Source organism: Vibrio sp. Vb0888 (assembly GCF_033338835.1).
Lineage (GTDB): Bacteria > Pseudomonadota > Gammaproteobacteria > Enterobacterales > Vibrionaceae > Vibrio > Vibrio alginolyticus.
Genome location: NZ_JAWOTL010000004.1, coordinates 278,073 through 301,210, shown reverse-complemented (window position 1 = coordinate 301,210; position 23,138 = coordinate 278,073). Strand labels below are relative to the sequence as shown.

General features: G+C 44.6%; 25 protein-coding genes. 13 read left to right on the top strand and 12 right to left on the bottom strand.

From position 1 onward, the window contains the following. Positions 1-29 precede the first annotated feature (29 nt). The 4 genes from folC to purF all read left to right on the top strand — a co-directional run bounded on the left by folC (position 30) and on the right by purF (position 4,004). A complete protein-coding gene (gene folC / locus R7P72_RS08930; RefSeq protein WP_005380586.1) occupies positions 30-1,292 on the top strand; it encodes a bifunctional tetrahydrofolate synthase/dihydrofolate synthase in 1,263 nt (420 codons plus the stop codon). 14 nt (positions 1,293-1,306) lie between these two features. Further along, on the top strand, positions 1,307-1,900 hold the full coding sequence (locus R7P72_RS08925; RefSeq protein ID WP_005380588.1) for an SPOR domain-containing protein: 594 nt from the start codon (positions 1,307-1,309) through the stop codon (positions 1,898-1,900). Between the two features lie 61 nt (positions 1,901-1,961). After that, positions 1,962-2,453, top strand: coding sequence for a CvpA family protein (locus R7P72_RS08920; protein WP_005380590.1), 492 nt, complete (start codon positions 1,962-1,964; stop codon positions 2,451-2,453). Positions 2,454-2,489: 36 nt separating this feature from the next. Continuing rightward, positions 2,490-4,004: an amidophosphoribosyltransferase gene (gene purF, locus R7P72_RS08915; protein ID WP_005380592.1), complete on the top strand. Its 1,515-nt coding sequence runs from the start codon at positions 2,490-2,492 to the stop codon at positions 4,002-4,004. A gap of 65 nt (positions 4,005-4,069) precedes the next feature. Here purF and R7P72_RS08910 read toward each other — a convergent pair whose 3' ends face one another. Continuing rightward, entirely contained in the window at positions 4,070-4,945 is an 876-nt protein-coding gene (locus R7P72_RS08910) for a LysR family transcriptional regulator (RefSeq protein WP_005380599.1), read from the bottom strand. Between the two features lie 289 nt (positions 4,946-5,234). On the opposite strand from R7P72_RS08910, the gene R7P72_RS08905 reads away from it, so the two are divergent. From R7P72_RS08905 to recR, 7 genes are all read left to right on the top strand, one after another. Beyond that, positions 5,235-6,341 (top strand): response regulator, encoded by a 1,107-nt coding sequence (locus R7P72_RS08905; RefSeq protein WP_005380606.1) that lies wholly within the window; start codon positions 5,235-5,237, stop codon positions 6,339-6,341. 223 nt (positions 6,342-6,564) lie between these two features. Next, entirely contained in the window at positions 6,565-6,696 is a 132-nt protein-coding gene (locus R7P72_RS08900; protein ID WP_005380608.1) for a hypothetical protein, read from the top strand. Between the two features lie 33 nt (positions 6,697-6,729). Next, positions 6,730-7,116, top strand: coding sequence for a YbaN family protein (locus tag R7P72_RS08895; RefSeq protein ID WP_080276930.1), 387 nt, complete (start codon positions 6,730-6,732; stop codon positions 7,114-7,116). Between the two features lie 162 nt (positions 7,117-7,278). Next, on the top strand, positions 7,279-7,824 hold the full coding sequence (gene apt / locus R7P72_RS08890; protein WP_005380615.1) for an adenine phosphoribosyltransferase: 546 nt from the start codon (positions 7,279-7,281) through the stop codon (positions 7,822-7,824). 8 nt (positions 7,825-7,832) lie between these two features. Beyond that, a complete protein-coding gene (gene dnaX / locus R7P72_RS08885) occupies positions 7,833-9,938 on the top strand; it encodes a DNA polymerase III subunit gamma/tau (protein WP_005380617.1) in 2,106 nt (701 codons plus the stop codon). 82 nt (positions 9,939-10,020) lie between these two features. Beyond that, the gene (locus R7P72_RS08880) at positions 10,021-10,350 is read left to right on the top strand and encodes a YbaB/EbfC family nucleoid-associated protein (protein WP_005380618.1); all 330 of its coding nucleotides are present in this window, start codon (positions 10,021-10,023) and stop codon (positions 10,348-10,350) included. A gap of 30 nt (positions 10,351-10,380) precedes the next feature. Then, entirely contained in the window at positions 10,381-10,980 is a 600-nt protein-coding gene (recR, locus tag R7P72_RS08875) for a recombination mediator RecR (RefSeq protein WP_005380619.1), read from the top strand. A 51-nt stretch (positions 10,981-11,031) separates the two neighbouring features. Here the strand turns inward: recR and aqpZ are convergent, their stop codons facing one another. The 3 genes from aqpZ to R7P72_RS08860 all read right to left on the bottom strand — a co-directional run bounded on the left by aqpZ (position 11,032) and on the right by R7P72_RS08860 (position 12,594). Further along, complete coding sequence (aqpZ, locus tag R7P72_RS08870) at positions 11,032-11,730, bottom strand: aquaporin Z (protein ID WP_005384951.1); 699 nt, start codon at positions 11,728-11,730, stop codon at positions 11,032-11,034. Positions 11,731-11,959: 229 nt separating this feature from the next. After that, complete coding sequence (locus R7P72_RS08865) at positions 11,960-12,208, bottom strand: YkgJ family cysteine cluster protein (protein WP_065767476.1); 249 nt, start codon at positions 12,206-12,208, stop codon at positions 11,960-11,962. Positions 12,209-12,345: 137 nt separating this feature from the next. Continuing rightward, positions 12,346-12,594 (bottom strand): GlsB/YeaQ/YmgE family stress response membrane protein, encoded by a 249-nt coding sequence (locus R7P72_RS08860; protein WP_005380625.1) that lies wholly within the window; start codon positions 12,592-12,594, stop codon positions 12,346-12,348. A gap of 188 nt (positions 12,595-12,782) precedes the next feature. On the opposite strand from R7P72_RS08860, the gene R7P72_RS08855 reads away from it, so the two are divergent. Beyond that, the gene (locus tag R7P72_RS08855) at positions 12,783-13,223 is read left to right on the top strand and encodes a YcgN family cysteine cluster protein (protein ID WP_005384948.1); all 441 of its coding nucleotides are present in this window, start codon (positions 12,783-12,785) and stop codon (positions 13,221-13,223) included. 191 nt (positions 13,224-13,414) lie between these two features. Then, positions 13,415-15,094, top strand: coding sequence for a mechanosensitive ion channel family protein (locus tag R7P72_RS08850; protein ID WP_005380681.1), 1,680 nt, complete (start codon positions 13,415-13,417; stop codon positions 15,092-15,094). A gap of 69 nt (positions 15,095-15,163) precedes the next feature. Here the strand turns inward: R7P72_RS08850 and R7P72_RS08845 are convergent, their stop codons facing one another. From R7P72_RS08845 to R7P72_RS08810, 8 genes are all read right to left on the bottom strand, one after another. Next, positions 15,164-15,448: a putative quinol monooxygenase gene (locus R7P72_RS08845; protein ID WP_213880855.1), complete on the bottom strand. Its 285-nt coding sequence runs from the start codon at positions 15,446-15,448 to the stop codon at positions 15,164-15,166. A 17-nt stretch (positions 15,449-15,465) separates the two neighbouring features. Then, positions 15,466-15,861, bottom strand: a complete 396-nt coding sequence (locus tag R7P72_RS08840; protein ID WP_005380685.1) for a VOC family protein — start codon at positions 15,859-15,861, stop codon at positions 15,466-15,468. 140 nt (positions 15,862-16,001) lie between these two features. Next, complete coding sequence (locus R7P72_RS08835) at positions 16,002-16,301, bottom strand: ribbon-helix-helix domain-containing protein (protein WP_213907165.1); 300 nt, start codon at positions 16,299-16,301, stop codon at positions 16,002-16,004. A 136-nt stretch (positions 16,302-16,437) separates the two neighbouring features. Then, positions 16,438-18,015, bottom strand: a complete 1,578-nt coding sequence (locus tag R7P72_RS08830; protein ID WP_005380687.1) for an alkaline phosphatase — start codon at positions 18,013-18,015, stop codon at positions 16,438-16,440. Positions 18,016-18,413: 398 nt separating this feature from the next. Continuing rightward, on the bottom strand, positions 18,414-18,773 hold the full coding sequence (locus R7P72_RS08825; protein ID WP_005380688.1) for a hypothetical protein: 360 nt from the start codon (positions 18,771-18,773) through the stop codon (positions 18,414-18,416). Positions 18,774-19,024: 251 nt separating this feature from the next. Further along, positions 19,025-19,972, bottom strand: coding sequence for a ChaN family lipoprotein (locus R7P72_RS08820; protein ID WP_054729694.1), 948 nt, complete (start codon positions 19,970-19,972; stop codon positions 19,025-19,027). Positions 19,973-20,069: 97 nt separating this feature from the next. Beyond that, positions 20,070-20,897: a 23S rRNA (guanine(745)-N(1))-methyltransferase gene (gene rlmA / locus R7P72_RS08815; protein ID WP_005380691.1), complete on the bottom strand. Its 828-nt coding sequence runs from the start codon at positions 20,895-20,897 to the stop codon at positions 20,070-20,072. A gap of 96 nt (positions 20,898-20,993) precedes the next feature. Then, positions 20,994-23,030: a methyl-accepting chemotaxis protein gene (locus R7P72_RS08810; protein ID WP_005380692.1), complete on the bottom strand. Its 2,037-nt coding sequence runs from the start codon at positions 23,028-23,030 to the stop codon at positions 20,994-20,996. Positions 23,031-23,138: the final 108 nt, after the last annotated feature.

Below are 23,138 nucleotides of genomic sequence, written 5' to 3'. Positions count from 1 at the left end.
AAACCAAAGAATTTAATGGTTAAAGTTAGATGACCCAAAACCCAATTCCTCAAGCCACATCTTCATTAGAGATGTGGCTTGATTATTTAGCAAATATTCATTCCTCAGCAATTGATCTAGGCTTAGACCGTGTCCAAGCGGTAGCAAACAAAGCCAATCTTACCAAACCAGCTCCAACCGTAATCACCGTTGCCGGAACCAATGGCAAAGGCTCAACGTGTGCGTTAATGGAAGCCATTTTACTTGATGCTGGCTATTCAGTCGGTGTTTATAGTTCTCCGCACCTGATTCGTTACAACGAGCGTGTACGCATTAATGGCGTTGACGTTGTAGATGCCAAGCACTGTGAAGCATTCGATTATGTAGAAAAGCAGCGTGGTGATGTTAGCCTTAGCCTCTTTGAATTCGGTACGCTTGCTGCGCTACGTATTTTCCAAGTAGAGAAAGTTGACGTTGTCTTACTTGAAGTAGGACTTGGCGGCCGTCTAGACGCCACTAATGTTGTTGACCATGATGTTTCTGTTATTACGAGCTTAGCGATCGATCATGTGGATTGGCTTGGTGATGACATCAATGTTATTGGTTTTGAAAAAGCGGGCATTTACCGTTCAGGGAAGCCAGCAATTTGTGGTCAACCGACGCCACCAGCGACCGTGGCGGCTCATGCTGACGATATTGGTTCTGAGTTCTTCCAAGTAGGTATTCAGTACGATTACCAACTAACTGATAATGGTTGGAAATGGAGCAGTGGGGCATTTGAGTTAGAGGATTTACCAATCCCATCGCTACCATTACAAAATGCAGCCACTGCACTGATGGCACTAGGGGCTTCGGAATTGCAAATCACTGACATAAATATTGTCAATGGCTTGAATAATGCTCGTTTGGCGGGGCGTATGCAAGTACTGCATCACGAACCTGAAATAGTCCTTGATGTCGCTCATAACCCGCACTCTGCTGAGTATTTGGTAGAAAGAGTGAAGCAACAATATCTGGGTAAGAATATCCATATTGTGGTTGCAATGCTGCATGACAAGGACATTAAAGCAACCATTGAAGCGCTAACTCCAGTTGCAACACAATGGTATCCAGCGTCGCTTACTGGACCGAGAGCGGCGACCGCTGATGAATTGTGCCAATACTTACCTGATGGGCAAGTTCATTTTGAAAACCCTGTTGACGCCTTCGAGAGTGCGAGAAGCCACGCAAAGGCAGGAGACGTTATTCTGGTGGTTGGCTCATTCCATACCGTCGGAGAGGTATTGGAACATTGGCAATCAAATAATAAATAAGTAAAGGTATTTTGATGGCAAGTAAATTCCAAAGTCGTTTAGTCGGCACCATCATTCTAGTCGCAGTCGGAGTCATTGTTCTTCCCGATGTGCTAGATGGTAAGAAACTGCACTACAAAGAAGAATTTGCCAGTATTCCTATCAAACCAGAACTTGATAGTGATGTGGAAAACTTCGAAATATTAGAGCCAGTGGAAGACGACATTACGTTACCGGATTCTCCGGTTGAAGCTGTAGTGCAAGAACGTGAGGATGCTCAAGTAGCCGTTTCTGAGCCCGAGCCAGTGCCAACATCTAAACCTGAGGTCATCAAACAACCAGAGCAAGTTGAGGTCGTCACTCGTCCTGTTCAAGAGAAAAATCAATATGAAGATTCAGCTTGGATCATTCAGTTGATGGCACTTAAGAATCACGAAAATGCTGTCGCGCTTGTCGCGGATTTGCAAAAGCGTGGTTATCAAGCTCACACAAAGAAAGAAAACGAGTTTACGAGAGTGATTGTTGGCCCTGATGTGTCAAAAAGTAAACTTGAACGACAAGTTCAAGAATTACAAAAAATTACAGGTTCAAAAGGTCAATTGCTTAAATTTAAGCCATTAAATCCATAAGAAAACGTTTGCGTCAGCATTTTTTCTGTTAAAATGCGCGCCAACTTAAGATGAAGAAAAGATGAATTGGATAGATTTTATCATTTTAGGTGTGATCGGATTTTCAGCTCTGATCAGTTTAGTTCGCGGTTTTGCTAAAGAAGCTTTGTCTTTGGTGATTTGGTTCGGAGCGTTTTTTATCTCCAGTAATTACTATGCCAAATTGGCGGTGTACTTCACCAACATCGAAGATGATATGTTTCGTAACGGAGCGGCGATTGCGGCGTTATTTGTCGCAACCTTGGTAGTTGGTGCAGTGGTGAATTACGTCATTGGTCAACTGGTACAAAAAACAGGGCTATCAGGTACGGACCGAATTCTCGGGATTGTATTTGGTGGTCTACGCGGAGTCTTAATTGTTTCTGCGGTGCTGTTTTTTATGGATGCGTTTACTGCATTCCCAAGCTCGGATTGGTGGAAAGATTCACAGTTGATCCCTGAGTTCAGCCGTATCATCGCCCCATTCTTCGAGCATTTACAAGCAACATCAAGTTTTCTGTCTGGCACTATCTAGTAGTGCCAGCTACTGTCGCAAATCGAGGATTAGGACATGTGTGGTATTGTTGGAATCGTGGGCACAACGCCTGTAAACCAGTCTATTTATGACGCGTTAACGGTGTTACAGCATCGTGGCCAAGATGCCGCTGGTATTTGTACCATAGAAAGCAATCGTTTTCGTCTACGTAAGGCGAACGGTTTAGTCAAGGATGTATTTGAAGCAAGACACATGCAACGCCTGCAAGGCGAGGTCGGAATTGGTCATGTTCGTTACCCTACAGCAGGCAGTTCAAGCGCTTCAGAAGCTCAACCTTTCTACGTAAACTCTCCTTTCGGTATTACACTTGCCCACAACGGTAACTTGACTAACGCTAACGAAGTTCGTCAGAAGCTGTTTGAAAAAGATCGCCGTCATATCAATACCACTTCAGACTCTGAAGTATTACTAAATGTACTGGCGCACGAAATTGACTCAGTAAAAGGAAATGTCACGACCGAAGACGTATTCCGCGCAGTCACCAATGTTCATCGCACAATTCGCGGTGCTTATGCTGTGACAGCTATGATCATTGGTCATGGTATGATTGCATTTCGTGACCCACACGGTATTCGCCCGCTGTGTTTAGGTAAGCGTGAAGTTAACGGCAGAGCAGAGTACATGGTTGCGTCTGAATCGGTGGCATTGGATGCGGTCGGTTTTGATTTCGTCCGTGATGTTGCACCTGGTGAAGCGATTTACGCAACGTTTGACGGTGAGCTTTACACGAAGCAGTGTGCAGATAATCCTAAGCTCAACCCTTGTATTTTCGAGTTCGTGTACTTTGCTCGTCCGGATTCGTTCATCGATAAAATTTCGGTATACAGCGCTCGCGTTGAAATGGGTAAAAAGCTGGGCGAACGTATTCGTGAAGATTACGCAAACCTTGATATCGATGTTGTCATTCCTATCCCTGAAACGTCTTGCGACATTGCACTGCAAATCGCTCAAGCGATCGATATCCCTTATCGCCAGGGTTTCGTGAAAAACCGTTATGTTGGACGTACGTTTATCATGCCTGGCCAGCAACAACGTAAGAAATCAGTACGTCGCAAGTTGAATGCTATTCGTTCGGAATTCAAAGGTAAGAACGTGTTGCTGGTGGATGATTCTATTGTTCGTGGTACAACGTCAGAGCAGATTATTGAGATGGCTCGTGATTCTGGTGCCAAGAAAGTGTACATGGTCTCAGCGGCTCCTGAAGTTCGTTTCCCGAACGTATACGGCATTGATATGCCAAGTGCTACAGAGCTTATTGCCCATGGCCGTGACAACGATACAATTTGTAAGCAGATTGGTGCCGATGCGCTTATTTATCAACGTCTAGAAGATTTGGTAGAAGCTGTAGGTCTTGGAAATCAAGACATTACTCAGTTCGATACTTCCGTGTTTAACGGTGAATACGTAACGGGTGATATCGACCAACAATACCTAGATTTTTTAGATGGTCTTCGTAACGATGATGCGAAAACACAACTTGAAATCCAACAGGACTTAGCAAACCTAGAGCTTCATAACGAAGGCGCATAGGATGCGCTTTCTTAAGTCGTAAAAAAACCAGAGCTTCGGCTCTGGTTTTTGTTTTCGCTATCTAATTAGTGAATGTTATAAGCGATCACAAAGTCAATAAAGAGGCGAACTTTCTCTGGCAGGTGATCTTTGTGGTTGTAAAGCATATAAATGTCGCGCGGGTTTGCACTCCAATCTGGCAGTATGCGTACCAAATCGCCGCTCTCGATGTACTCTTTGATCATGACATCTGGCATTAGTGTGATGCCTAAACCTTCGGAACAAGCGCTGCGCACCACATTGAGCGCGTTTGCTTGAAAACGACCACGATCAACATTCACCACAGACTCGCCTTTGCTATTAATCAAGGTCCACTTAATAAGCGGGTACCCTTTTAGCAATGAATGGTTAGAGAGCTCTTCTGCATGATGTGGCGCAGGATTCGAGGTTAGATAGTCAGGGCTTGCAACGAGAATATCCTTCACTTCGCCAATCTTACGCGCGATGAGGCTAGAGTCGCGTTGCGGTCCCACTCGAAAAATTACATCCCATTCAGTAGGGTCAAGCTTGTCCGCATTATTCTCTGTCGTTAGCTCAATGTTGATGTCCGGGTACTGCTTCATAAAGCTGTTGAACATCGGCATCATCATTCGTTTAGTTAAGTTGTAAGGCGCGGATATCTTAATCTTGCCGGATGCTCCTCGGCAGTCGTCAGTGATTTCCTCTGCTGCGGTTGTTAGCCTTTGTAGTAAAGGAGAGCACTCATGGTAAAAACGTTCCCCTGCTTCAGTGAGCGAGAGTTTGCGAGCATGACGGTTCAATAGTCGAAGATTGACAGAGTCTTCTAGCGCTTGAATGCGTCGGGTGATGGTCGCAACCGGGATCATGGTTTTTCGCGAAGTTGCGGTGTAGCTCCCATTTTCGACAACCAGTCGAAACAGGTTTAAGTCATCTAATTTCATATTTCCAGACACATTAAATTACCGATTACGGTTAATTTATAATTAACTTTGTGATCAAAGCTTGCTTTAAGTCAACATGTTGCATCATTTGAACACAGCAACCCTGTTTGAGTAAATACTGTTATACGCCGTAATATTTGTATTAATGCAGTTTCCGAGCTAAGTTTTATAACAAGGCGAAGCGGCCTCAGGTCTTGCTGTGACACGTTTTGCTGGAAGTAAACACAACAAAAATAATGACTTAATAATAAATCTGTTTTTTTGACTGAGCTTTGTGAGGGATAAAGGTATGTTTAAGACTCACAGTCAAACGGCAATGGTCTCGGCACAGGAAGTGATTAATCAAAAACTAATAATGTTGGTGGACGATGATCCAATATTTCGTAAAGTAACCAATGCCTATTTAGAAAGTCAGGGTTTTAAAGTAGTAGAAGCAGAAAACGGCCTAGAAGCGCTTCAACAACTCAGGGAATGCCAACCCGATCTTATCTTATGTGATTTATCGATGCCGGTCTTAGATGGTATCGAGTTCGTCGAAGAAGTTAGTCTCGAATATCCATATATGCCGCTTATCGTGGTATCAGGCACGGATGAAATGTCCGATGTCGCGAAAGCGTTGCGATTTGGTATTAAAGATTTTCTTCCTAAACCGATAGGTAATTATGAGCACCTATCTCAGGCGATAGAGAATACGCTAGAAGATACCGATAGCCACTTCTCAGAACAACGTGACTTTTCAAGTCAGTGGTTCAGGGTTGATGATGGTGGTGAAATCCCGGATGAACAAGAGCTGTATTGGCATCTGGAATATTTGCAACAGAATCCGAGTGCGGCAAGAGATTTACTGCAAGCTCTATTGCCAGAGAAGGATGCTGCTCAGGGAGATTGGCGCTGCTCGTACCGTTTATTGCAATCGACGGATGTGATGCCCTTGGTTTTCGATTATCGTTGGTTAATGAATGGTCAATTTGCGTTTTATCTCGTTGATTCTGCTTCCCAAGCTAATGATGGAGTTGCGACGACATTGCTCGTTAGGGCATTGTTTGACGATTATCTCCGTAACTTGAAAAGTTTCAGTGCTGATCTCAAGGACATGGTAGGGATCATTGAAAAAGGAATTGAGTGTTCGGAGTGTGCGGGTGCAGTCAATGCTGTGTTTGGTGTCGCCGACCTCGCTTCATCCTCGGTCTCTATATTGCCTGCGGGTTTAGATAGCCATTGGTCTGACGGAAATACGAATCAACACATCGCAGCAGGTAACCGTTTAGGGGGAGGAAGTATGAAAAACTTCATCACCCGCGATTTACCGCTTAGTGTTGCAGGACAGTTGTCTATCGGGTGTTTAGGTTCTTCAAGTTTTAGTTTAAGTATTACCCGGAAATCCCGACTAGTATAATTATGACTTGCAAACCAATAAGCAGCGTCCTTACGCTGCTTATTATCTTTTTAGAACCACCAAAACAACATACGTTTAGTTTAATAACCTTACTTTTTACTGGTGTTTAGGTTTGGCTGTTTAATGTATAGTCAGCGCTTAAAACAATAATGACCCATTTGTGCAACGATAATTTAACGCTGTGCCTTGGGAGAAGCAAAGTCAACTAGTGAGAAGACACATCATGGCAGACAAAGATTTTAAAGAGCCTTATAATATTTTTTACTTTTTAGGTTTTATTGCAGTTCTTTTGATCCCAACACTTCCTGCAACGCTAACCTGGCTTCGTGTAATGAATGGTTACGCAGGCTTTTAATCTAGCTATTTTGTACCGGAGTTCACCATTCGTATTAAGCGTTACTTTTTCAATACTGTTGGTGGACTCTGTATTGTGCTCGGCATAGCCGGCATAGCCCTTCCACTTTTACCCACCACACCTTTTATTTTGCTTGCTAGCGCATGTTTTATGCGTGGTAGCCCCGCATTTCATCAATGGTTACATAACCACAAAACGTTTGGACCCATTCTCGACAATTGGCATAAGCATCGGGCTGTTACTTCAAAAGTAAAAAAGCGTGGTGCGATTTTTATTGCGCTTAGTTTCATGGTTTCAATCGTTGTTGTCCCCCTCGTTTGGGTAAAAATTGGCCTTTTAGTGATGCTAATCGTTTTACTCAGCTGGTTTATGCGTCTGCCTGTGATTGAGTTGGTTGCTGACCGAGAAGAAAATCACTAAGATTGTAGAGAATAGTGTGCCCGCTCTTCGAGTGGGCGTTTGTATTTTCAGCGCCTGTGACTTTTACGAAAATAAGCACATAGTGGTGAAAACCTATTGTTCGTTGCCCTCGTGATACTGCGATTAGAGAGGGCGATGAGCCAATCTAAGTAAATCGGTATTATGACTACAGAAACAATTTCACTGATCAAATCTAGCATCAAAAGCATCCAAGACTACCCAAAGCCAGGCATTCTATTTCGTGATGTGACGAGCCTTCTTGAAGACGCGAAAGCATACCAAGCGACGATCAACTTACTTGTTGAACGTTACAAAGATATGGGCTTTACCAAGGTTGTGGGTACGGAAGCTCGTGGCTTTCTATTTGGCGCGCCTTTAGCGCTTGAGCTAGGTGTTGGTTTTGTACCAGTGCGTAAACCAGGCAAGCTACCACGCCCTACTGTTGCTCAATCTTATGAGCTTGAATACGGCGTTGATACACTAGAAATCCATACAGATGCCATCGTTGAAGGCGACAAAGTACTGGTTGTCGACGATTTATTGGCAACGGGCGGTACTATTGAAGCGACGACTAAGCTGATTCGCCAACTGGGTGGTGAAGTTGAGCACGCTGCCTTCGTTATCAACCTACCAGAAATCGGTGGCGATAAACGTTTAGAAGCACTAGGTCTAAACGTGTACAGCATCTGCGATTTTGAAGGACATTAATACATTCAATGAGTTATTTAGCTTTAGCGCGAAAATGGCGTCCTAATCAGTTTGACCAAGTTGTCGGACAAAAACATGTCCTGACGGCGTTGGAAAACGCACTGGCGCAAAACCGTTTACACCATGCTTATCTGTTCAGCGGGACTCGTGGTGTGGGTAAAACGAGTATCGGTAGGCTGTTTGCCAAAGGCTTGAACTGCGAAACCGGAATTACCGCGACACCTTGTGGTAAGTGTGATACTTGTCGTGAAATTGATGAAGGTCGCTTTGTCGATCTTCTTGAAATCGACGCAGCATCACGTACTAAAGTTGAAGACACTCGTGAACTGTTAGACAACGTTCAATACAAACCTGCTCGTGGACGTTTTAAAGTGTACCTCATCGATGAGGTGCACATGCTATCGCGTCACTCTTTCAATGCGTTGTTGAAAACCCTGGAAGAGCCGCCAGAGTATGTGAAGTTCTTACTCGCAACAACTGATCCACAAAAGCTGCCTGTCACTATATTGTCGCGTTGTCTTCAGTTTCATCTGAAACCAATCAGCGTTGATGATATTCACCAGCAACTTGATTACATCCTAGGTCAAGAGCAAGTTTCAGCAGAGCCAAAAGCGTTGGGTATGATCTCACATGCTGCAGATGGCAGTATGCGTGATGCTCTCAGCTTGACTGATCAAGCAATTGCTTTAGGTAACGGTGCGGTGCAAGCCGATATTGTCAGCCACATGTTGGGGACGATTGATACCGACCAAGCGATTCACTTACTAGAGTCAATCAGCAGCAAGAAACCTCAGCAAGCCATGGATAAAATCCAACAATTAGCGGCAAATGGTGTTGAGTGGGATGGTTTGTTGCAGCAAGTCGCAACACAGTTACACCGAATTGCGATGTATCAAGCGTTGCCCGCATCGTTAGACCAAGCCCAACCAGATGCAGAGAAAATTGAGCTGTTGAGTAAAGCTCTAAGCCCGCAAGACGTTCAGCTTTACTATCAAATTGCATTGAAAGGTCGTGAAGATTTGACCCTCTCGCCAAATGGGCGAGTCGGTTTGGAAATGATTGTGCTGCGTATGATGGCGTTCCGCCCATCAAATAACAGTGGGGCAAATGTTGTTTCTAGTAACTGCGAGCCAGCGTCATCTCCGGCTCAAAGTACCAGTCAACCAAAGGCTGCGCCAGCTCAGACAGCCGCGGCTCCTCGAGCTCAGCAGCCGAGTCCAGCACAAAGCACACCACAAGTGGCGCCTCAACCTTCATCCAGTTCGCAACCTGAGTATCAAGCGAGTGGATATGAGACGGTTCCACCACAGTATGATATGGCGCCGCCGATGAGCGAAAACCCAGCGCCGCAACATGAAACGCCACCTCAACAAGTGCAAGAGAGCGTTTCAACACCAGCGCGCGGCGGTCTAAGCGGTTTGCGTCACCAATTACGTTCTCAGCGTCAAGGCCTACAACAGAGCACTCCTCAAAATGGTGGCTCAAAAAAGCCTAAAGCGGCATCTGCACAACCAGAATCGGTTATCGACCGAGTAGCGCAATTGCATGGCAATTCCGCGCAGGTGTCGCCAAACTCAGCTCCGAAGTCGACGGAGCCACAAGTTGAGGAAGCGTATCGCTGGCGTCCAAGCAAGCCTGTTGAGACAAAAGTAAATACAAAACTGACACCTACGCAGCTCAAGCAGGCACTTGAGCATGAGAAAACGCCTGAAATGGCACAAAAGCTCATCGATGAGTCATTAGAACATAATGAATGGGCGAAGCTAATCAGCTTAATGGAGATCCCTAAGCTGGTAGAGCAACTTGCGCTAAACTCTCATTATAGTAAGGAAGGAACAACCGTTTCGTTACTATTGAGAAGCAGCCAAGCTCATTTGAATACTGATAGAGCTCAAGCCGAATTGCTCAAAGCACTTAATACCGTGTTAGGTGAAGAGTGCCACATGAGCATCGAAATAGGGGAGAGTGGAGAAACACCACTTGAACTGAGAGATAGGCTCTACCAAGAGAAATTACAGCAAGCGCTGAACAGTTTAGAAAACGATCCAAATGTTCAATTTATTGAACGTCGTTTTGCTGCAGAGCTTGATAAAGATAGTGTGCGCCCTATCTAATAATCGAATGGAATGGGGTTGAAAACCCAAAGGTATAACCCCATTAATTGATGCAACACCTCATTAAACCAGAGAGATAAACATGTTTGGTAAAGGCGGTATGGGTAACCTAATGAAGCAAGCCCAGCAAATGCAAGATCGCATGCAAAAGCTTCAAGAAGAAATCGCGAATATGGAAGTAACTGGCGAGTCTGGTGCTGGCCTAGTTAAAGTTACTATCACTGGTAGCCACAGCGTACGTCGTGTTGACATCGATGAAAGTTTGATGGAAGACGACAAAGAAATGCTTGAAGATCTGATCGCTGCGGCGTTCAATGATGCAGCCCGTCGTGTTGAAGAAACTCAAAAAGAGAAAATGGCTTCTGTAACTGGCGGTATGCAACTACCACCAGGTATGAAAATGCCATTCTAATCTGCTGATATTTAATTAAGCGGACTTTTAATGCGTACCAGTCATATGCTGGAACAATTGATGGAGGCCTTACGTTGTCTACCTGGGGTTGGCCCCAAGTCAGCGCAGCGTATGGCCTTTCATTTGTTACAGCGCGATAGAAAAGGCGGTTTGCAGCTTGCAGATGCGCTGAGTCAGGCAATGACAGAAATAGGTCATTGTACTGAGTGTCGAACCTTCACCGAAGAAGAAGTCTGTCACATTTGTACCAACCCAAAACGCCAAGAAAATGGTCAAATTTGTGTGGTAGAAAGCCCGGCAGACATCGCAGCCGTTGAAGCAACAGGCCAATATTCTGGTCGGTATTTTGTTCTTATGGGGCATTTGTCGCCATTAGATGGTATTGGTCCAAGTGATATTGGGTTGGATGTCCTTGATTACCGCTTACGTCGCGGTGATATTACCGAAGTGATTTTGGCGACAAACCCAACAGTTGAAGGTGAAGCCACTGCCCACTACATCGCAGAGCTATGTAAAGAGCACCAAGTTGATGCCAGCCGCATCGCGCATGGTGTGCCTGTCGGTGGGGAGCTAGAGCTTGTTGATGGCACGACGTTGTCACATTCGCTATTAGGTCGACACAGAATTTAATAAAAAGCCGCTGAATTCAGCGGCTTTTTTGATTTTGGGAGTTAGGAACGATTAATCGTTCGATTCTTTACCAAGAAGGTTTTTGTAGATAACCGCACCAAGCACGCCACCCACAATAGGAGCAATCCAGAACAGCCATAGCTGAGAAACCGCCCAGTCACCCACATATACTGCGACTGCCGTGCTACGAGCAGGGTTTACTGACGTATTGGTGACAGGAATGCTGATCAGGTGAATGAGAGTCAAACACAGGCCAATTGCGATAGGTGCAAAGCCTTGTGGCGCACGTTTGTCTGTTGCACCCATAATGACAATCAGGAACATCATCGTCATGACAACTTCAGTCACAAGTGCAGCGATCATCGAGTATTGGCCTGGAGAGTGTTCACCATAACCATTGGCGGCAAAGCCAGAACCCACAACATCAAATCCTGCTTGTCCAGATGCAATAACGTAAAGCACGCCACCTGCGATAAGCCCGCCGATCACCTGTGAGATGATGTAGGGAGCAACGTCTTTTGTCTCAAAACGACCGCCTGCCCAAAGGCCAACTGTCACTGCAGGGTTCAAGTGACAACCTGAAATATGACCGATAGCAAATGCCATCGTCAGAACGGTTAAACCGAATGCCAAAGAAACGCCCAACAGACCAATACCCACTTCAGGGAAACCCGCAGCCAACACCGCGCTACCACAGCCGCCTAACACTAGCCAGAACGTGCCAAAAGCCTCAGCCAAATACTTATTCATGTTCTTTCCTGATCTTTAATTAAATGACCCGCTGAACATAGTCGAGAATTGTCAATAAATTGTGAGGGAGATCGCGCAAAAACCGCAAATGGAACGCTATGTGGCAAGAGTTCTCAAGGGTGAGATAAAAGGCTGAGGGGGGGAGTGCTAAATCTTGAGTTTGCTTTGATTACTGCCTCGGAGAGAAACAACCGAGGTACTAACTTTAAACGTGTGGTCTAGAGTCGCATTACGTCAATTGTTCTAATTCAGTGATGTTGTCGAGTGCTTCTTGATTGGTCTTGCCGCATACAATCGGACACGGTTTAAAATCGTGACAGACTTTAGGGCGTTCAGGCTTACCAAATAGCTTGCACAAATTGTCGTCGTTGAGTTGCACACAACGAACACCAGCAGGTTTGCCCTTGGGCATTCCAGGTATTGGTGAAGAGATACTTGGCGCAATACAGCACGCTCCACATCCTAATCGACAATCCATAATGTAAACCTCTTAAAAATTAAGGGGGCAATTATGGTCATTTTGACGTGGATTGGAAGAGTGAAGAAAGAAAAAAATAAAAGGGCGCGCTTAACATTACGCTCCCTTTTTGGTTTTTTGCTTTTAAATCATCGTGATTATTTTAAGAAACGGTTATAAACAAACAACAGAATAAATGCGCCTAGTGTTGCGGTAATGATACTACCAATGTTGACGCCAGTTGCTCCGCCGAAACCGAGAATGCCGCCAAGGAAGCCACCTACAAATGCCCCTGCAATACCAAGTAACATTGTTGCAATCCAACCGCCCCCATCTTTTCCTGGCATGAGCCATTTAGCAAGTGCGCCGGCGATTAAGCCCAAAATAATCCAAGAAATAATACCCATGAAAACTCCTTAATGCCTTCTTGATCAATTGAGTAATGGAAACTTGTTTAAGGATAGAACAGTAAAACGAAAGTAGTTGAATATCTCCACCGTTATGTGGGAAGGATGCAAGATCTTCTCAAAACTTGAACTTTTGCGTTGAGAAGAGTATAAATCGCCCCCTAAATTCCCTTGGTGAGACCTGAAGTATGAGCACTCCATTTTGGCAAAGTAAATCGTTAGAGCAGATGACAGAAGAGGAATGGGAATCTCTCTGTGATGGTTGTGGCAAATGTTGTTTGCATAAGCTTATGGATGAAGATACCGATGAAATCTACTATACCAATGTGGCTTGTAGCTGGCTGAACAGTAAAACGTGTTCATGTAAGGATTACCCAAACCGTTTCACTTCGGGTGAAGAGTGCACCAAGCTGACCCGAGAAGACATCGACGATTTTACTTGGCTGCCACACACGTGCGCTTACCGTCTGTTGGCTGAAAAGCAGCCTTTACCAGAATGGCATCCGCTGATTACAGGCTCTAAGTCCGCAATGCATGCGGCAGGGGAAAGTGTCCGTAACAAAGTCGTTTACGAGATTGATGTGGTGGATTGGGAAGACCATATTTTAAATCATCCCAACCGTCCTTAGTCGAATACAAACAAGCCTTTCATTGATTAAATGAAAGGCTTGTTTGCTATTGGGGCTCCCAACTTTGACGTCTCGCTAACGAAATGCTGCTCAGTTTATTATTTAGTGTTGTAAACTTAGGAGTATGATTTCAACGCTTTACACTTCTATTCCTGATTGTTTTGATCAGGATTGTTTCCTATGAGGTAAACATGACGTTTCATTTCCCCCAGAAACTGCGCCTGACATCTTGGGTGACATTATTCGCACTTGCCGTCATTATGTTCTCCCCAATGGCTGTTCATGCGACTGCTACTGACGATATCCAAGAGCCTTCTGCTGCCGAAATCTCGATTGACAACTTGAACCGAGAGATTGTGGATTTATCCCAAAGCCTCTCGCAAGCGAGTGGCGACGAGCGTGATGCCCTTCAACTGCAACTATTCCAAAAGAATGAAGAATTAAGAAGCCAGTTAGCGTCAGCGATTGAACGTGAAACTATCTCTCGCGACAAGCTGATCTTGCTAGTTAAAAAACAAGAACAATACTCTGAGGACGCGACGAACTATCTATCGGAAAAAATAAAGAAAGTCGTCGAGGATTTAAATAAGGCTAAGGATGAAGAGAAGCTTGCTCTTGTTAATGATTATCGAGAGCTACAGCGTTATCTTGATGTTAGCTTCGATTCGAGCTGGCAAAATCTCGCTTGGTTGAAGGAGCTAGGGGCCCAAAACGAGCGCGCAGAAGCGGAACTAAAAGATAAAATTGATAAACGTATGCGCTTACTGTCTGCTTCAATTGAGTACTTGAGTCAGCAAAGTGAGATCATTGGCTCCCAACTTTCGTCTAGCCCAGAGTCGGAAAAAGCGTCGTTGCAACTTAGTCAGCTCATTACTAAACAAAGGCTAAATATTGCGACAGAAAGCTTACGCAACCTGATTTCAATTGGTGATAAAGTCGGTTTAGAAACGTCTGAATACAAACGCCAAATTTTTGAAGTGACGGGTAATATCACCCATGATTTACTGAATACCAAAGTTGTGTGGTCAATACTGAGTCACTGGTCCAACTCGGCACTGGATTGGTTTGCCGAGAATGCACCGCAGCATATCTTCCAGTTGTTTGTTTTTGCGCTGATTTTATTGATCGCTCGCGGACTGGCTAAGTTAACTCGCAAAGTCGTCCGTAAAGCAGTTGCATCGAAAAACTTAAAACTTTCCCACTTGATGCAGGACTTCTTTATCTCGATGTCCGGCAAATTCGTGTGGGTGATCGGTATCATGGTGGGCTTATCTCAGCTTGGTTTGAACCTAGCGCCAATCCTAACCGGTTTCGGTATTGCTGGTGTGATTATTGGTTTCGCGTTGCAAGACACGTTATCCAACTTCGCGGCGGGTATGATGCTGCTTATTTATCGCCCATTTGATGTTGGTGATTTTGTGTATGCTGGCGGTGTGGATGGCAAGGTAAGCCATATGAGTTTGGTGAACACCACAATCCGTACGTTTGATAACCAAATTATTATTGTGCCTAACAGCAAAATCTGGGGAGATGTTATTAAGAACGTCACGCATGAACGCATTCGCCGCGTGGATATGGTGTTTGGCATTGGCTATGCGGATGACCTCTTAAAAGCGGAGTCAGTATTGTCTGATATCATTACCTCTCACCCTTCGGTACTTCGCACTCCAGAGCCAATGATCAAAGTTCATACATTAAATACGTCTTCTGTAGATTTTATTGTGCGTCCTTGGGTAAAAACGGATGATTACTGGGATGTATACTGGGATGTGACAAAAGAGGTGAAACTACGCTTCGACCGAGAAGGTATTTCGATTCCTTTCCCACAACAAGATGTGCATTTGCATATGGTGGAGAAGCAAGACGCTTAATCACAGGTCCTAACAAGTGAAAGGCACTCTAGGTAGAGTGCCTTTTTTGATCTTCGGTTAGCGTTATTGTTACAGTTCGTCGAAGAACACCAGTTTCGGCTCGCATTCTAACAAGTTGTCGATCTGGCTAATCAAAAGAGCAAAGTGTTCTGTTTTACCATGAAGCTCAAATGCTTGTTGGTCTTTAAATTGCTCCTGAAAAACGAAGTGGCATGCATTGTCTTTATCTTGGAACAATTGATAACGAACGCAACCTTCTTCATTGCGAGTAGGTTCAAGCGCTTGGGTAAGTACCTCTTTCAACTCTTGTTCTTTTCCCGGTTGTGCATGAAAGGTAGCCGTCAAGTGCATCATAATGTTTACTCTTTTTGTTATAGGTAACGCCCTTGGCGTTGCAGGAACTCAATTTTGTAACCATCAGGGTCGGTTACAAAAAAGAACGTTGCTAAATGCTTTTGTTGATGGTCAAAGGCTTTGATGTCACCAGTTTCAATGCCGAGAGATTTAATGCGTTTGTGGGCTTGTTCAATGTCCTCCACGCTGACGGCAAGGTGGCCGTAGCCTGAGCCGTGAGTGTAGGGCTCACTTTGGTCGTGATTGTGCGTCAGTTCCAATTCAAAGCCAGTTTCTTGGTTGGCTAGATAGGTTAGAGAAAAGCCATCAAAGATGTATTGATCAGCGACTTCTAGTTCAAGTACGTCACAGTAAAATTGTAGAGAGCGGTCCAGATCACTTACTCGGATCATGGTGTGAATCATTTTTGTCATGGGTACTCCTTGATAGTCCGCATAGGTTAGCGATTTCAAAAGGAGTCTGGGTAGTACTCTAGTACGACAAATTAGAAGATGTTCAAGGGTTTATAATACGGATGCACAGCCTAGGATGGTTATTGGTCGGTTGGTTGCTATTAACTGTCAAGTTGCGCAAGTGCTTGACGAGTGGTCTCTTGAGGTTGGCGGGCGTAAGTGAGGCAAGCGCATCGAAGTAAGGAGGCAAAGTTGTTCACTTTACCATTGTATTCGAGTGCTTCTTGATAAACAGTGCTTATGAATTTAGGAACCGTCATGTTTTGAGCACTAGCGATTTCCTCAAGAATTGTCCAAAAGCTCGCTTCAAGTTTTACACTGGTCGCGTGACCATCAATACGGATAGAGCGGGTGATGAACTGATAGTTGTCTTGGGGTTGCTTAGCAAAGATTTCGCACATTTTCTTTATTCATATAATTAAAGACCCATAATTATTGTGGTGTACGATTTAAAACGTCAACTGTTTTCATGCATAAAAAAACGCTCCCTTGCGAGAGCGTTGAAACATCACGAGTTGTGAAGTAAGTGCAAGTTGATTATTTAATTTGTTGCTTCAAGTACTCGCCTAGTTGCGAGTGGTGCATGATTTTTGATACCGGAAGGATAGTTTCTGCAGGTCCCCAAGCAAATACGTTGACAGGAGTATGCGTATGAGTACCCGTCCCCCATACTGTGTTTTGCTTTGTTGCATGCTCACGCGCTAGCAAGTTGCCACGGTCGTTGTAAGGAAAGAAAGCATCAAAGTCATTGATTGTCGGTACGTTCTCTTCGCTTAAGTATTTGTGTCCAGCGAGTCGGTATGGATTTGGTTTACTTGCTAATACGCGTTCTGCTTGCTCAGGCGTAATCGAAAAATCGCTATTTGCGTTCACGACTTCCGCAAACTTCTCTGGAGTTTGCTCTTTCTTATCAAGCGCTTGGAATTCACTGATCATGCCGTAGTAACTTTTCTTTTGGTTGTATAAACCATCGAGGATCTCGAACTGACCAAAGTTGAAGTTTGGCGCGTAATCCTGATTTTTGAATGCTTCGCCGTCGCGTTTTTGTGGTTTAGGCAAGTTTGCTGATGAGTAGCTAAAGCCAAAAGAGCCGGTTTCGTGGTCAGCAGTAACAATGATCAGGGTGTCATCACGGCCTTTTGCCCACTCATAAACTGAGTTTACCGCTTCATCGAATTTAAGCATTTCATGCAGCATCGTACCTGCATCGTTACTGTGGCCAGCCCAGTCAATTTGGCCGCCTTCAACCATCAAGAAAAAACCGTCTTTGTCTTTTGAAAGAATGTCGATTGCTTTGGTGGTCATTTCTTTCAGCGATGGCTGCGTGCGTTTTGGATCGTTTTTGCTTTGACTGTAGGCAATACCATCGTTCATGCCCGAGTAAGCAAAAAGTCCAAGTAATTTGTCACCTTTAGCTTGTGTGAGCATATCGCGGCTGAAAGCTAAGCTATAGCCTTGGTCTTGCGCTTCGGCAAGCAAGTTGCGTTCGTCTTTGCGTTTCGATTTTAGGTAGACATTACCTTGAGTGAGCTTTTCAAGTTGCTCGTATGTCTCTCCCTTGTCGTTTGTCGACTTTGGAATCCAATGACGAAGTCCACCAGACATCATCACGTCTACGCCTGTTTCGAGCATATCCGCCGCAATATTGTTTTCTAGGGAGCGATGTGGTTGATGAGCGGCAAATGCTGCTGGCGTTGCGTGGGTCATACGCGTATCAGAGACGAGCCCTGTCGCTTTACCTTTACTTTTGGCTTTTTCCAAAATAGTTTCGACATGGTTGCCTTGGCTATCAATGCCAATGACTTCAGAAGCGGTAGGGATTCCTGTCGCTAGCATCGTAGCTGAGCACGCAGAGTCGACGACAATTGCGTCTTCTGGATTGGTCAGTGATGATCCAATCACACCTTCTTGAGCGAGTTTGTATAACGCTGTGCTTTCGCCTTTGTAAACCGAGTTAGGTGCGTGTTTTGCGTAGGTCTCGAGTAAACCAACTTGTTGAGGACCCATGCCGTCGCCGATCATCAAAATGACGTTTTTGATTTCAGCTGAGAGTGCGTTGAAAGAGAGGGTAGATGCAGCCACTGCCGTAACGATTGGAGATACTAAGCGCTTCATTATATTTTCCTTGTTTATTGAAAGCGCAGGCATTAAAGCAATGATTTATGAAAGTTTTGTGTCGGTAATAAAAGTTTAACCAAATTGTCGTTTTTGTTTGGTTTTGCAGAAAAAATGAGTCGCTCTCTAACGTTCGTTAGTTTGGAAAGAAGAAAGCCCACAAACGTGGGCTTGGATTACGCTTAGGAGTTGAAAGCATGGACTAAAGTTATCCATTCAGTGCCTTCACAAGAAACCTAGTTTAGGGAGAAATAAACGAGCATGTATTATCGGGCCACAAGAGCGGTCGAATTCACTTACGTTTGCATCATATCGTTCTTTGGCTTATTAAATTATGGGCTGCAGTAAGTGTTTGGTTCAAATAGGATTTGTTGTCGTGACGATTATCAGACTGGTTATCAGACTAATGCCAATATGATGCCACCAACGGTAAGTGCCGCAGACAGGTATTGACCCGCAGAATATGAGCCATCCTCTTCTTTCTCGATTTTATCAGGGTGATCCATGCCAAGCGCACCATGCGTGAAAGATTCGACCTTTTCACCAACAGATTTATCTTCTGCTTCTATTTTCTTGCTGTCGTGCTCGATTTGTTGCAGAGCGGCAAGTAGCGCTTTGCCCTCGGTCGAAAGCGTCACCTTATTGTGTTCGACTTTCAGAGGCGAAGCACTAGTTTCTTCTTGTGCAATACTTGCTTGTTTAGAGGCGACAGATTGTTTGGCATAGCTATTAACAGAAGTGCTTCCTACTGGATTCATCGAATACTCCTTGGAACATCGACACTCGGTCACTGAGTGCGGGCAAAAAGCAGTTATATTTTTATCGGCGGCAAAGTTTATTTCTGAAGCTATTTGGATAAAAACAGGTCTGCTTTTGCCGCCTCTAGTTTCTATTGGTGATCATTAGCAAAAAATAGACCAGCAGGAAGCAGACCGTTGTCACTCTATGAACTCGGAGCGGTGTGATGATGCAACGCAACGACAAGGTAGTAACTTAAATTGAAGACCAGCTACTTACATTGAAGATCGTTATTGCGTTTAGTTAGATGTTGATATGCCGCCATGCGGTGAGCATCTTGTACATACCGTACTGGTGGTGCGAGAACCTCTAACTGATAGTCTGTATTATCAGAAAGCACGTTATCTGTTGGGCTAATTACAACCACTTTTAAGCTCGGGTTGCGGCTTAAGATTGATGCTGCCGTACCCAACCCTTGCTCGGTGTGAAACTTGCCCGCAACATGGACAATCTGAGCGCCTGGGTTGTCGTCTAGGTAGCTAACGATAGATTCCGCCATAGTTTCATCCCAAGTAACTTGAGCTGCAAACTGTTTTTCCGTCTGCTCTGGCTTACCGTGATGCATGGATGCCATGAACTTTTCTTTGTACGGACTACTACCAGTGTTGATGGCTTGTGCAATGAACATCCGCTGATCATCATCGAGCTTGTTAATGTAATCTAGCCCTTGTCGACCAATGCATCGGACAATGCTCTTTGGTGCATTTGCTGCAATGATCGGGAGATTTTTCTGCTTAGCAAACTCCACGAGAGGGCGATAGTCGCTTTCATAATTGGGCCAAGCGTTGGCTTGTTTCATTAAGTACTGTTCGCCGATCTCCCCACGTAGGTAAGCGTCAACAACAGGTTGTTTGTCGCGGGTAAATTGTTCCATAGATAACGCGAGTGAGCGGTCGTAGGACGTAAGTTGTTTGAGCATATCGGTTTGAAAGCGATGAACGCCGGCGTGTGTGTGCCATTCACCAATAAGAATGACATCTGCTTGTTGCAGCTCAATTGGCAGTTTGCTTAGAGCGATGTGCTCGCCAGAAGGGGTGTATAGTTGGTAGTCGTAAAAACTAGTGACTTCCGCTGAGGTTGCGTGAGAGTTGGTGTGCGTATATGAAGAGCAACCAGTAAGTAAGCCTGCAAAGAGCAAGCTCAAAGTAGAAAAGCGCATTGAAAAGCCTCCAAAAATGTCCGGATGATATTAATGGAGGCTGAGCAATGAATCAATATAAATGATAACTATTTGCGTTTGTTGTTTTTTTGACTTATTAATTGAGTGTTTTTTTGCGATATACACGCAACATAAAATCAGCCTCACATTGGAAAAGTGTAGCGGATTTCAACTCTTCACGAAGAGCATCGGTTGCTTTCCATGCGAATGGCGTCATTTGCAATAAATCGATTGCGGCTCCGTTTTTCAAGTCCATAACATAGTTAAGATGCTGCTGGTGCTCTAATTCAAACCCTTCAATATGTTCTGGTTCTTCATTGTGAAGACGAACTTCTTGATAAATGCGCTCACGCAGTTGGTATAAGTGGCGGCTAGCAGGAGTAACCGTGACAACAACGCCGTCGTTTTTTACAACGCGCTGAAGCTCCTCAGCTTTACACGGGGCATAAATGCGCAAAATGGCATCTAAGGATTCATTTGCGAAGGGAAGTCGGTGACTAGAAGCCACACTAAAGTTGCAGTGCGTGTAACGCTTCGCCGCGTAACGAATGGCAACTTTGGAAATGTCTAAGCCATAAATCGTGGCATGGTTCGCTTGTGTTTCTATCGTCTTTTGTACTTGATCTGTGTAGTAACCTTCACCACAACCAATATCTAATAATTGATGGGTGCTCCCCTCAGTGTATGTTGCACACAGCTGTGCCACTTCTTGGCGCATTGGGTTGTAGTAATCTCCTTCGAGGAATCGACGACGAGCTTGCATCATCTCTTTGTTGTCACCAGGATCTTTAGAACGTTTGTGGTGCGCTGGCATCAAGTTAACGTAGCCTTCTTTTGCTAAGTCAAACTGATGATTGTTTTCGCACTTAAACGTTTTTTCATTTAACGCTAGAGCTTGGTGGCATAGAGGGCATTGATAGTTCATGACGATCTCGAACAGAAAGTAGGGCGGCAAATTCTATCAAAAAGCATGGTCTCAAGTGAAACAAAAAGAGCCGACTGGGTCGGCTCTTATTAAGTATTAGTGGAAGAAGTCGACTTGCTCTTTCAAGTTTCGTGCTTGTTGTTGAAGTTCAATGGCACTTTGCGAGGTTTTTGCGCTCGTGTTGCGGCTTTCTCGGTTAAGTTCACTGATAGAATGGGCATTTGCTGCAATTTCTTGTGAAACTTGAGCTTGTTCTTCTGAAGTCGCTGCAATGGCGTCGGCTTGAGAGGCTATCGACTGCACTTGTACTGCGATGGCTTCTAATGCTGTGCCCGCGTCTTGTGCTTTGTCCAAGACCTGGTTTGCACTGCGTTGGCTGTCTGTCATCATATTAACTGCATTATGAGTCGACCCTTTTAGTTTCTCGATAATTTCCACGACATCCTGAACTGAGCTTTGGGTTCGGTGCGCAAGTGTGCGCACTTCATCTGCTACAACTGCGAAGCCACGGCCTTGCTCACCTGCTCGTGCTGCTTCAATGGCGGCATTCAAGGCAAGTAAATTGGTTTGCTCAGCAATTTCATCAATCATTTTAGTGACGGTTTGAATACTCTCGCTATCGCGATTTACTTGCTCGATAGCCGTTGCTGATTGATCCAATTGATCGTTAAGTTGAGCAACGTCGATACATACGCCTTCAACAATCGCGAGACCAGACTGGCTATCGGTATTTGCTGAGCGTACGTTTTCCGCAATGCTTTCGACTTGTTGTGCGACAGATTGAGCGGAAGAGGCCATTTCTTCAATCGCTGTCACAACTTGCTCGACTTCTTGTTGTTGTCGGTCGGCTTGGGTCAAATTGCTATGTGCATCGTTGGCAACGCTGGTGGAGTTGCTCTCCACTAAGTCGCTTGTTGAACGGATCTTACCGACAAGTTCATTGAGCTGACTTGCCATACTGGCGACACCCGAGCTCAGGTTCGTAATTTCATTCTTTGATGCTTTACAAGACGCTGGGATGCTCAAGCTGACTTCGCCGCCGGCTAAGCGAGTCATGTATGAGTTTAGAGTCGTGAGAGGTTGTAAGCTGTGATTCAAGAAAAGTGTCAGTACAACAAAAGTAATGATTGCCGCTACCGAAGAAATGATGGCAATGAGTGTGAGAAGCGTGTCGCTACCTTTTGTAACTTCTTTGATAAACGTACCGCCTAGCAGTTTCCAGTTCCAACCTGGAACCTCTGTGTAGACAAGATACTTTTCGCCTACGTTACCTTGGTACTCGAAAGGGTAGCGAATTAATCCACTAGATTGTTCGAAAATCTGGCCAAAAGGCTTGTGACCATTGTAGTCGGCGACTTCTAGTATTGACGAATCTGAGCCGCTTTTTGCTGGATGAAGTAGGTATTTACCAAGATTGTTTTCGTCGTTATCAACGATAATGGTGTAACCAGTGTCGCCCCATTTTATCTCTTCGAGTGCATCGAATAAGGTTTGTGTCGCTTGGTCTACTGGTAAGCCAATAAACGATAGGCCTGCTACCTTTCCTGTCGCATCTTTGATTGGGGCATAGTAGGTAATGTAGCGCTCGCCATACAATTTAATTTGAGCGTAATACGGTTGTCCTGCTTTAAGTTGCTGATAACCAGGATGGTTGATGCCTAGCGTGGTTCCGACCGCTCGCTGACCTTGTGGATCTTTTAGGGAGGTGGACACCCGAATAAAGTCGTCACCCAATGGTGCGAATAGCGTTGCTATAGCGCCGGTATCACGTGTGAAACTGTCGACCAACTTGGTGTCATTAATTAAGCTTTCACTGTATTGAGTGATGTTTGTTACTTCATGTCCCATGAAGTCAACCGTGTAATTTTCGACATAGACACCGGCAAGGTAGCCATTGCGAAAAGTAGATTCGAGGACTTTAGCGGTGTGCAGGTAAGCATCGAATTGGCCAGCAATGGTTTTTGCCATTGATTCTACTTTAGATTGGTGTTCTTTCAGTGTGCTTTCCAATAGAACATCGGAAGCGTTGCGGTAAACAAGCGCTGCAATACTGCTGAAAGCAATGAATAGACACAAAGTGATCACCAGTTTCAACTGGAATCCGACACTTTGATTTCGGTATCTCTCTAACATAGACTAATTCCTGATATTTTTATTATTTATGAGTTTTGTATCGGTATGCTATCGGTTTATATGATCAATTTTTTTGATATTTATTAATGAAACCGTCAAAAGTGACCA

What these genes read in the sequence shown, in the direction of transcription:
- folC (WP_005380586.1), top strand. Translation starts at nt 30, where the DNA reads ATGACCCAAAACCCAATTCCTCAAGCCACATCTTCATTAGAGATGTGG.
- R7P72_RS08925 (WP_005380588.1), top strand. Translation starts at nt 1,307, where the DNA reads ATGGCAAGTAAATTCCAAAGTCGTTTAGTCGGCACCATCATTCTAGTC.
- R7P72_RS08920 (WP_005380590.1), top strand. Translation starts at nt 1,962, where the DNA reads ATGAATTGGATAGATTTTATCATTTTAGGTGTGATCGGATTTTCAGCT.
- purF (WP_005380592.1), top strand. Translation starts at nt 2,490, where the DNA reads ATGTGTGGTATTGTTGGAATCGTGGGCACAACGCCTGTAAACCAGTCT.
- R7P72_RS08910 (WP_005380599.1), bottom strand. Translation starts at nt 4,945, where the DNA reads ATGAAATTAGATGACTTAAACCTGTTTCGACTGGTTGTCGAAAATGGG.
- R7P72_RS08905 (WP_005380606.1), top strand. Translation starts at nt 5,235, where the DNA reads ATGTTTAAGACTCACAGTCAAACGGCAATGGTCTCGGCACAGGAAGTG.
- R7P72_RS08900 (WP_005380608.1), top strand. Translation starts at nt 6,565, where the DNA reads ATGGCAGACAAAGATTTTAAAGAGCCTTATAATATTTTTTACTTTTTA.
- apt (WP_005380615.1), top strand. Translation starts at nt 7,279, where the DNA reads ATGACTACAGAAACAATTTCACTGATCAAATCTAGCATCAAAAGCATC.
- dnaX (WP_005380617.1), top strand. Translation starts at nt 7,833, where the DNA reads ATGAGTTATTTAGCTTTAGCGCGAAAATGGCGTCCTAATCAGTTTGAC.
- R7P72_RS08880 (WP_005380618.1), top strand. Translation starts at nt 10,021, where the DNA reads ATGTTTGGTAAAGGCGGTATGGGTAACCTAATGAAGCAAGCCCAGCAA.
- recR (WP_005380619.1), top strand. Translation starts at nt 10,381, where the DNA reads ATGCGTACCAGTCATATGCTGGAACAATTGATGGAGGCCTTACGTTGT.
- aqpZ (WP_005384951.1), bottom strand. Translation starts at nt 11,730, where the DNA reads ATGAATAAGTATTTGGCTGAGGCTTTTGGCACGTTCTGGCTAGTGTTA.
- R7P72_RS08865 (WP_065767476.1), bottom strand. Translation starts at nt 12,208, where the DNA reads ATGGATTGTCGATTAGGATGTGGAGCGTGCTGTATTGCGCCAAGTATC.
- R7P72_RS08860 (WP_005380625.1), bottom strand. Translation starts at nt 12,594, where the DNA reads ATGGGTATTATTTCTTGGATTATTTTGGGCTTAATCGCCGGCGCACTT.
- R7P72_RS08855 (WP_005384948.1), top strand. Translation starts at nt 12,783, where the DNA reads ATGAGCACTCCATTTTGGCAAAGTAAATCGTTAGAGCAGATGACAGAA.
- R7P72_RS08850 (WP_005380681.1), top strand. Translation starts at nt 13,415, where the DNA reads ATGACGTTTCATTTCCCCCAGAAACTGCGCCTGACATCTTGGGTGACA.
- R7P72_RS08845 (WP_213880855.1), bottom strand. Translation starts at nt 15,448, where the DNA reads ATGATGCACTTGACGGCTACCTTTCATGCACAACCGGGAAAAGAACAA.
- R7P72_RS08840 (WP_005380685.1), bottom strand. Translation starts at nt 15,861, where the DNA reads ATGACAAAAATGATTCACACCATGATCCGAGTAAGTGATCTGGACCGC.
- R7P72_RS08835 (WP_213907165.1), bottom strand. Translation starts at nt 16,301, where the DNA reads ATGTGCGAAATCTTTGCTAAGCAACCCCAAGACAACTATCAGTTCATC.
- R7P72_RS08830 (WP_005380687.1), bottom strand. Translation starts at nt 18,015, where the DNA reads ATGAAGCGCTTAGTATCTCCAATCGTTACGGCAGTGGCTGCATCTACC.
- R7P72_RS08825 (WP_005380688.1), bottom strand. Translation starts at nt 18,773, where the DNA reads ATGAATCCAGTAGGAAGCACTTCTGTTAATAGCTATGCCAAACAATCT.
- R7P72_RS08820 (WP_054729694.1), bottom strand. Translation starts at nt 19,972, where the DNA reads ATGCGCTTTTCTACTTTGAGCTTGCTCTTTGCAGGCTTACTTACTGGT.
- rlmA (WP_005380691.1), bottom strand. Translation starts at nt 20,897, where the DNA reads ATGAACTATCAATGCCCTCTATGCCACCAAGCTCTAGCGTTAAATGAA.
- R7P72_RS08810 (WP_005380692.1), bottom strand. Translation starts at nt 23,030, where the DNA reads ATGTTAGAGAGATACCGAAATCAAAGTGTCGGATTCCAGTTGAAACTG.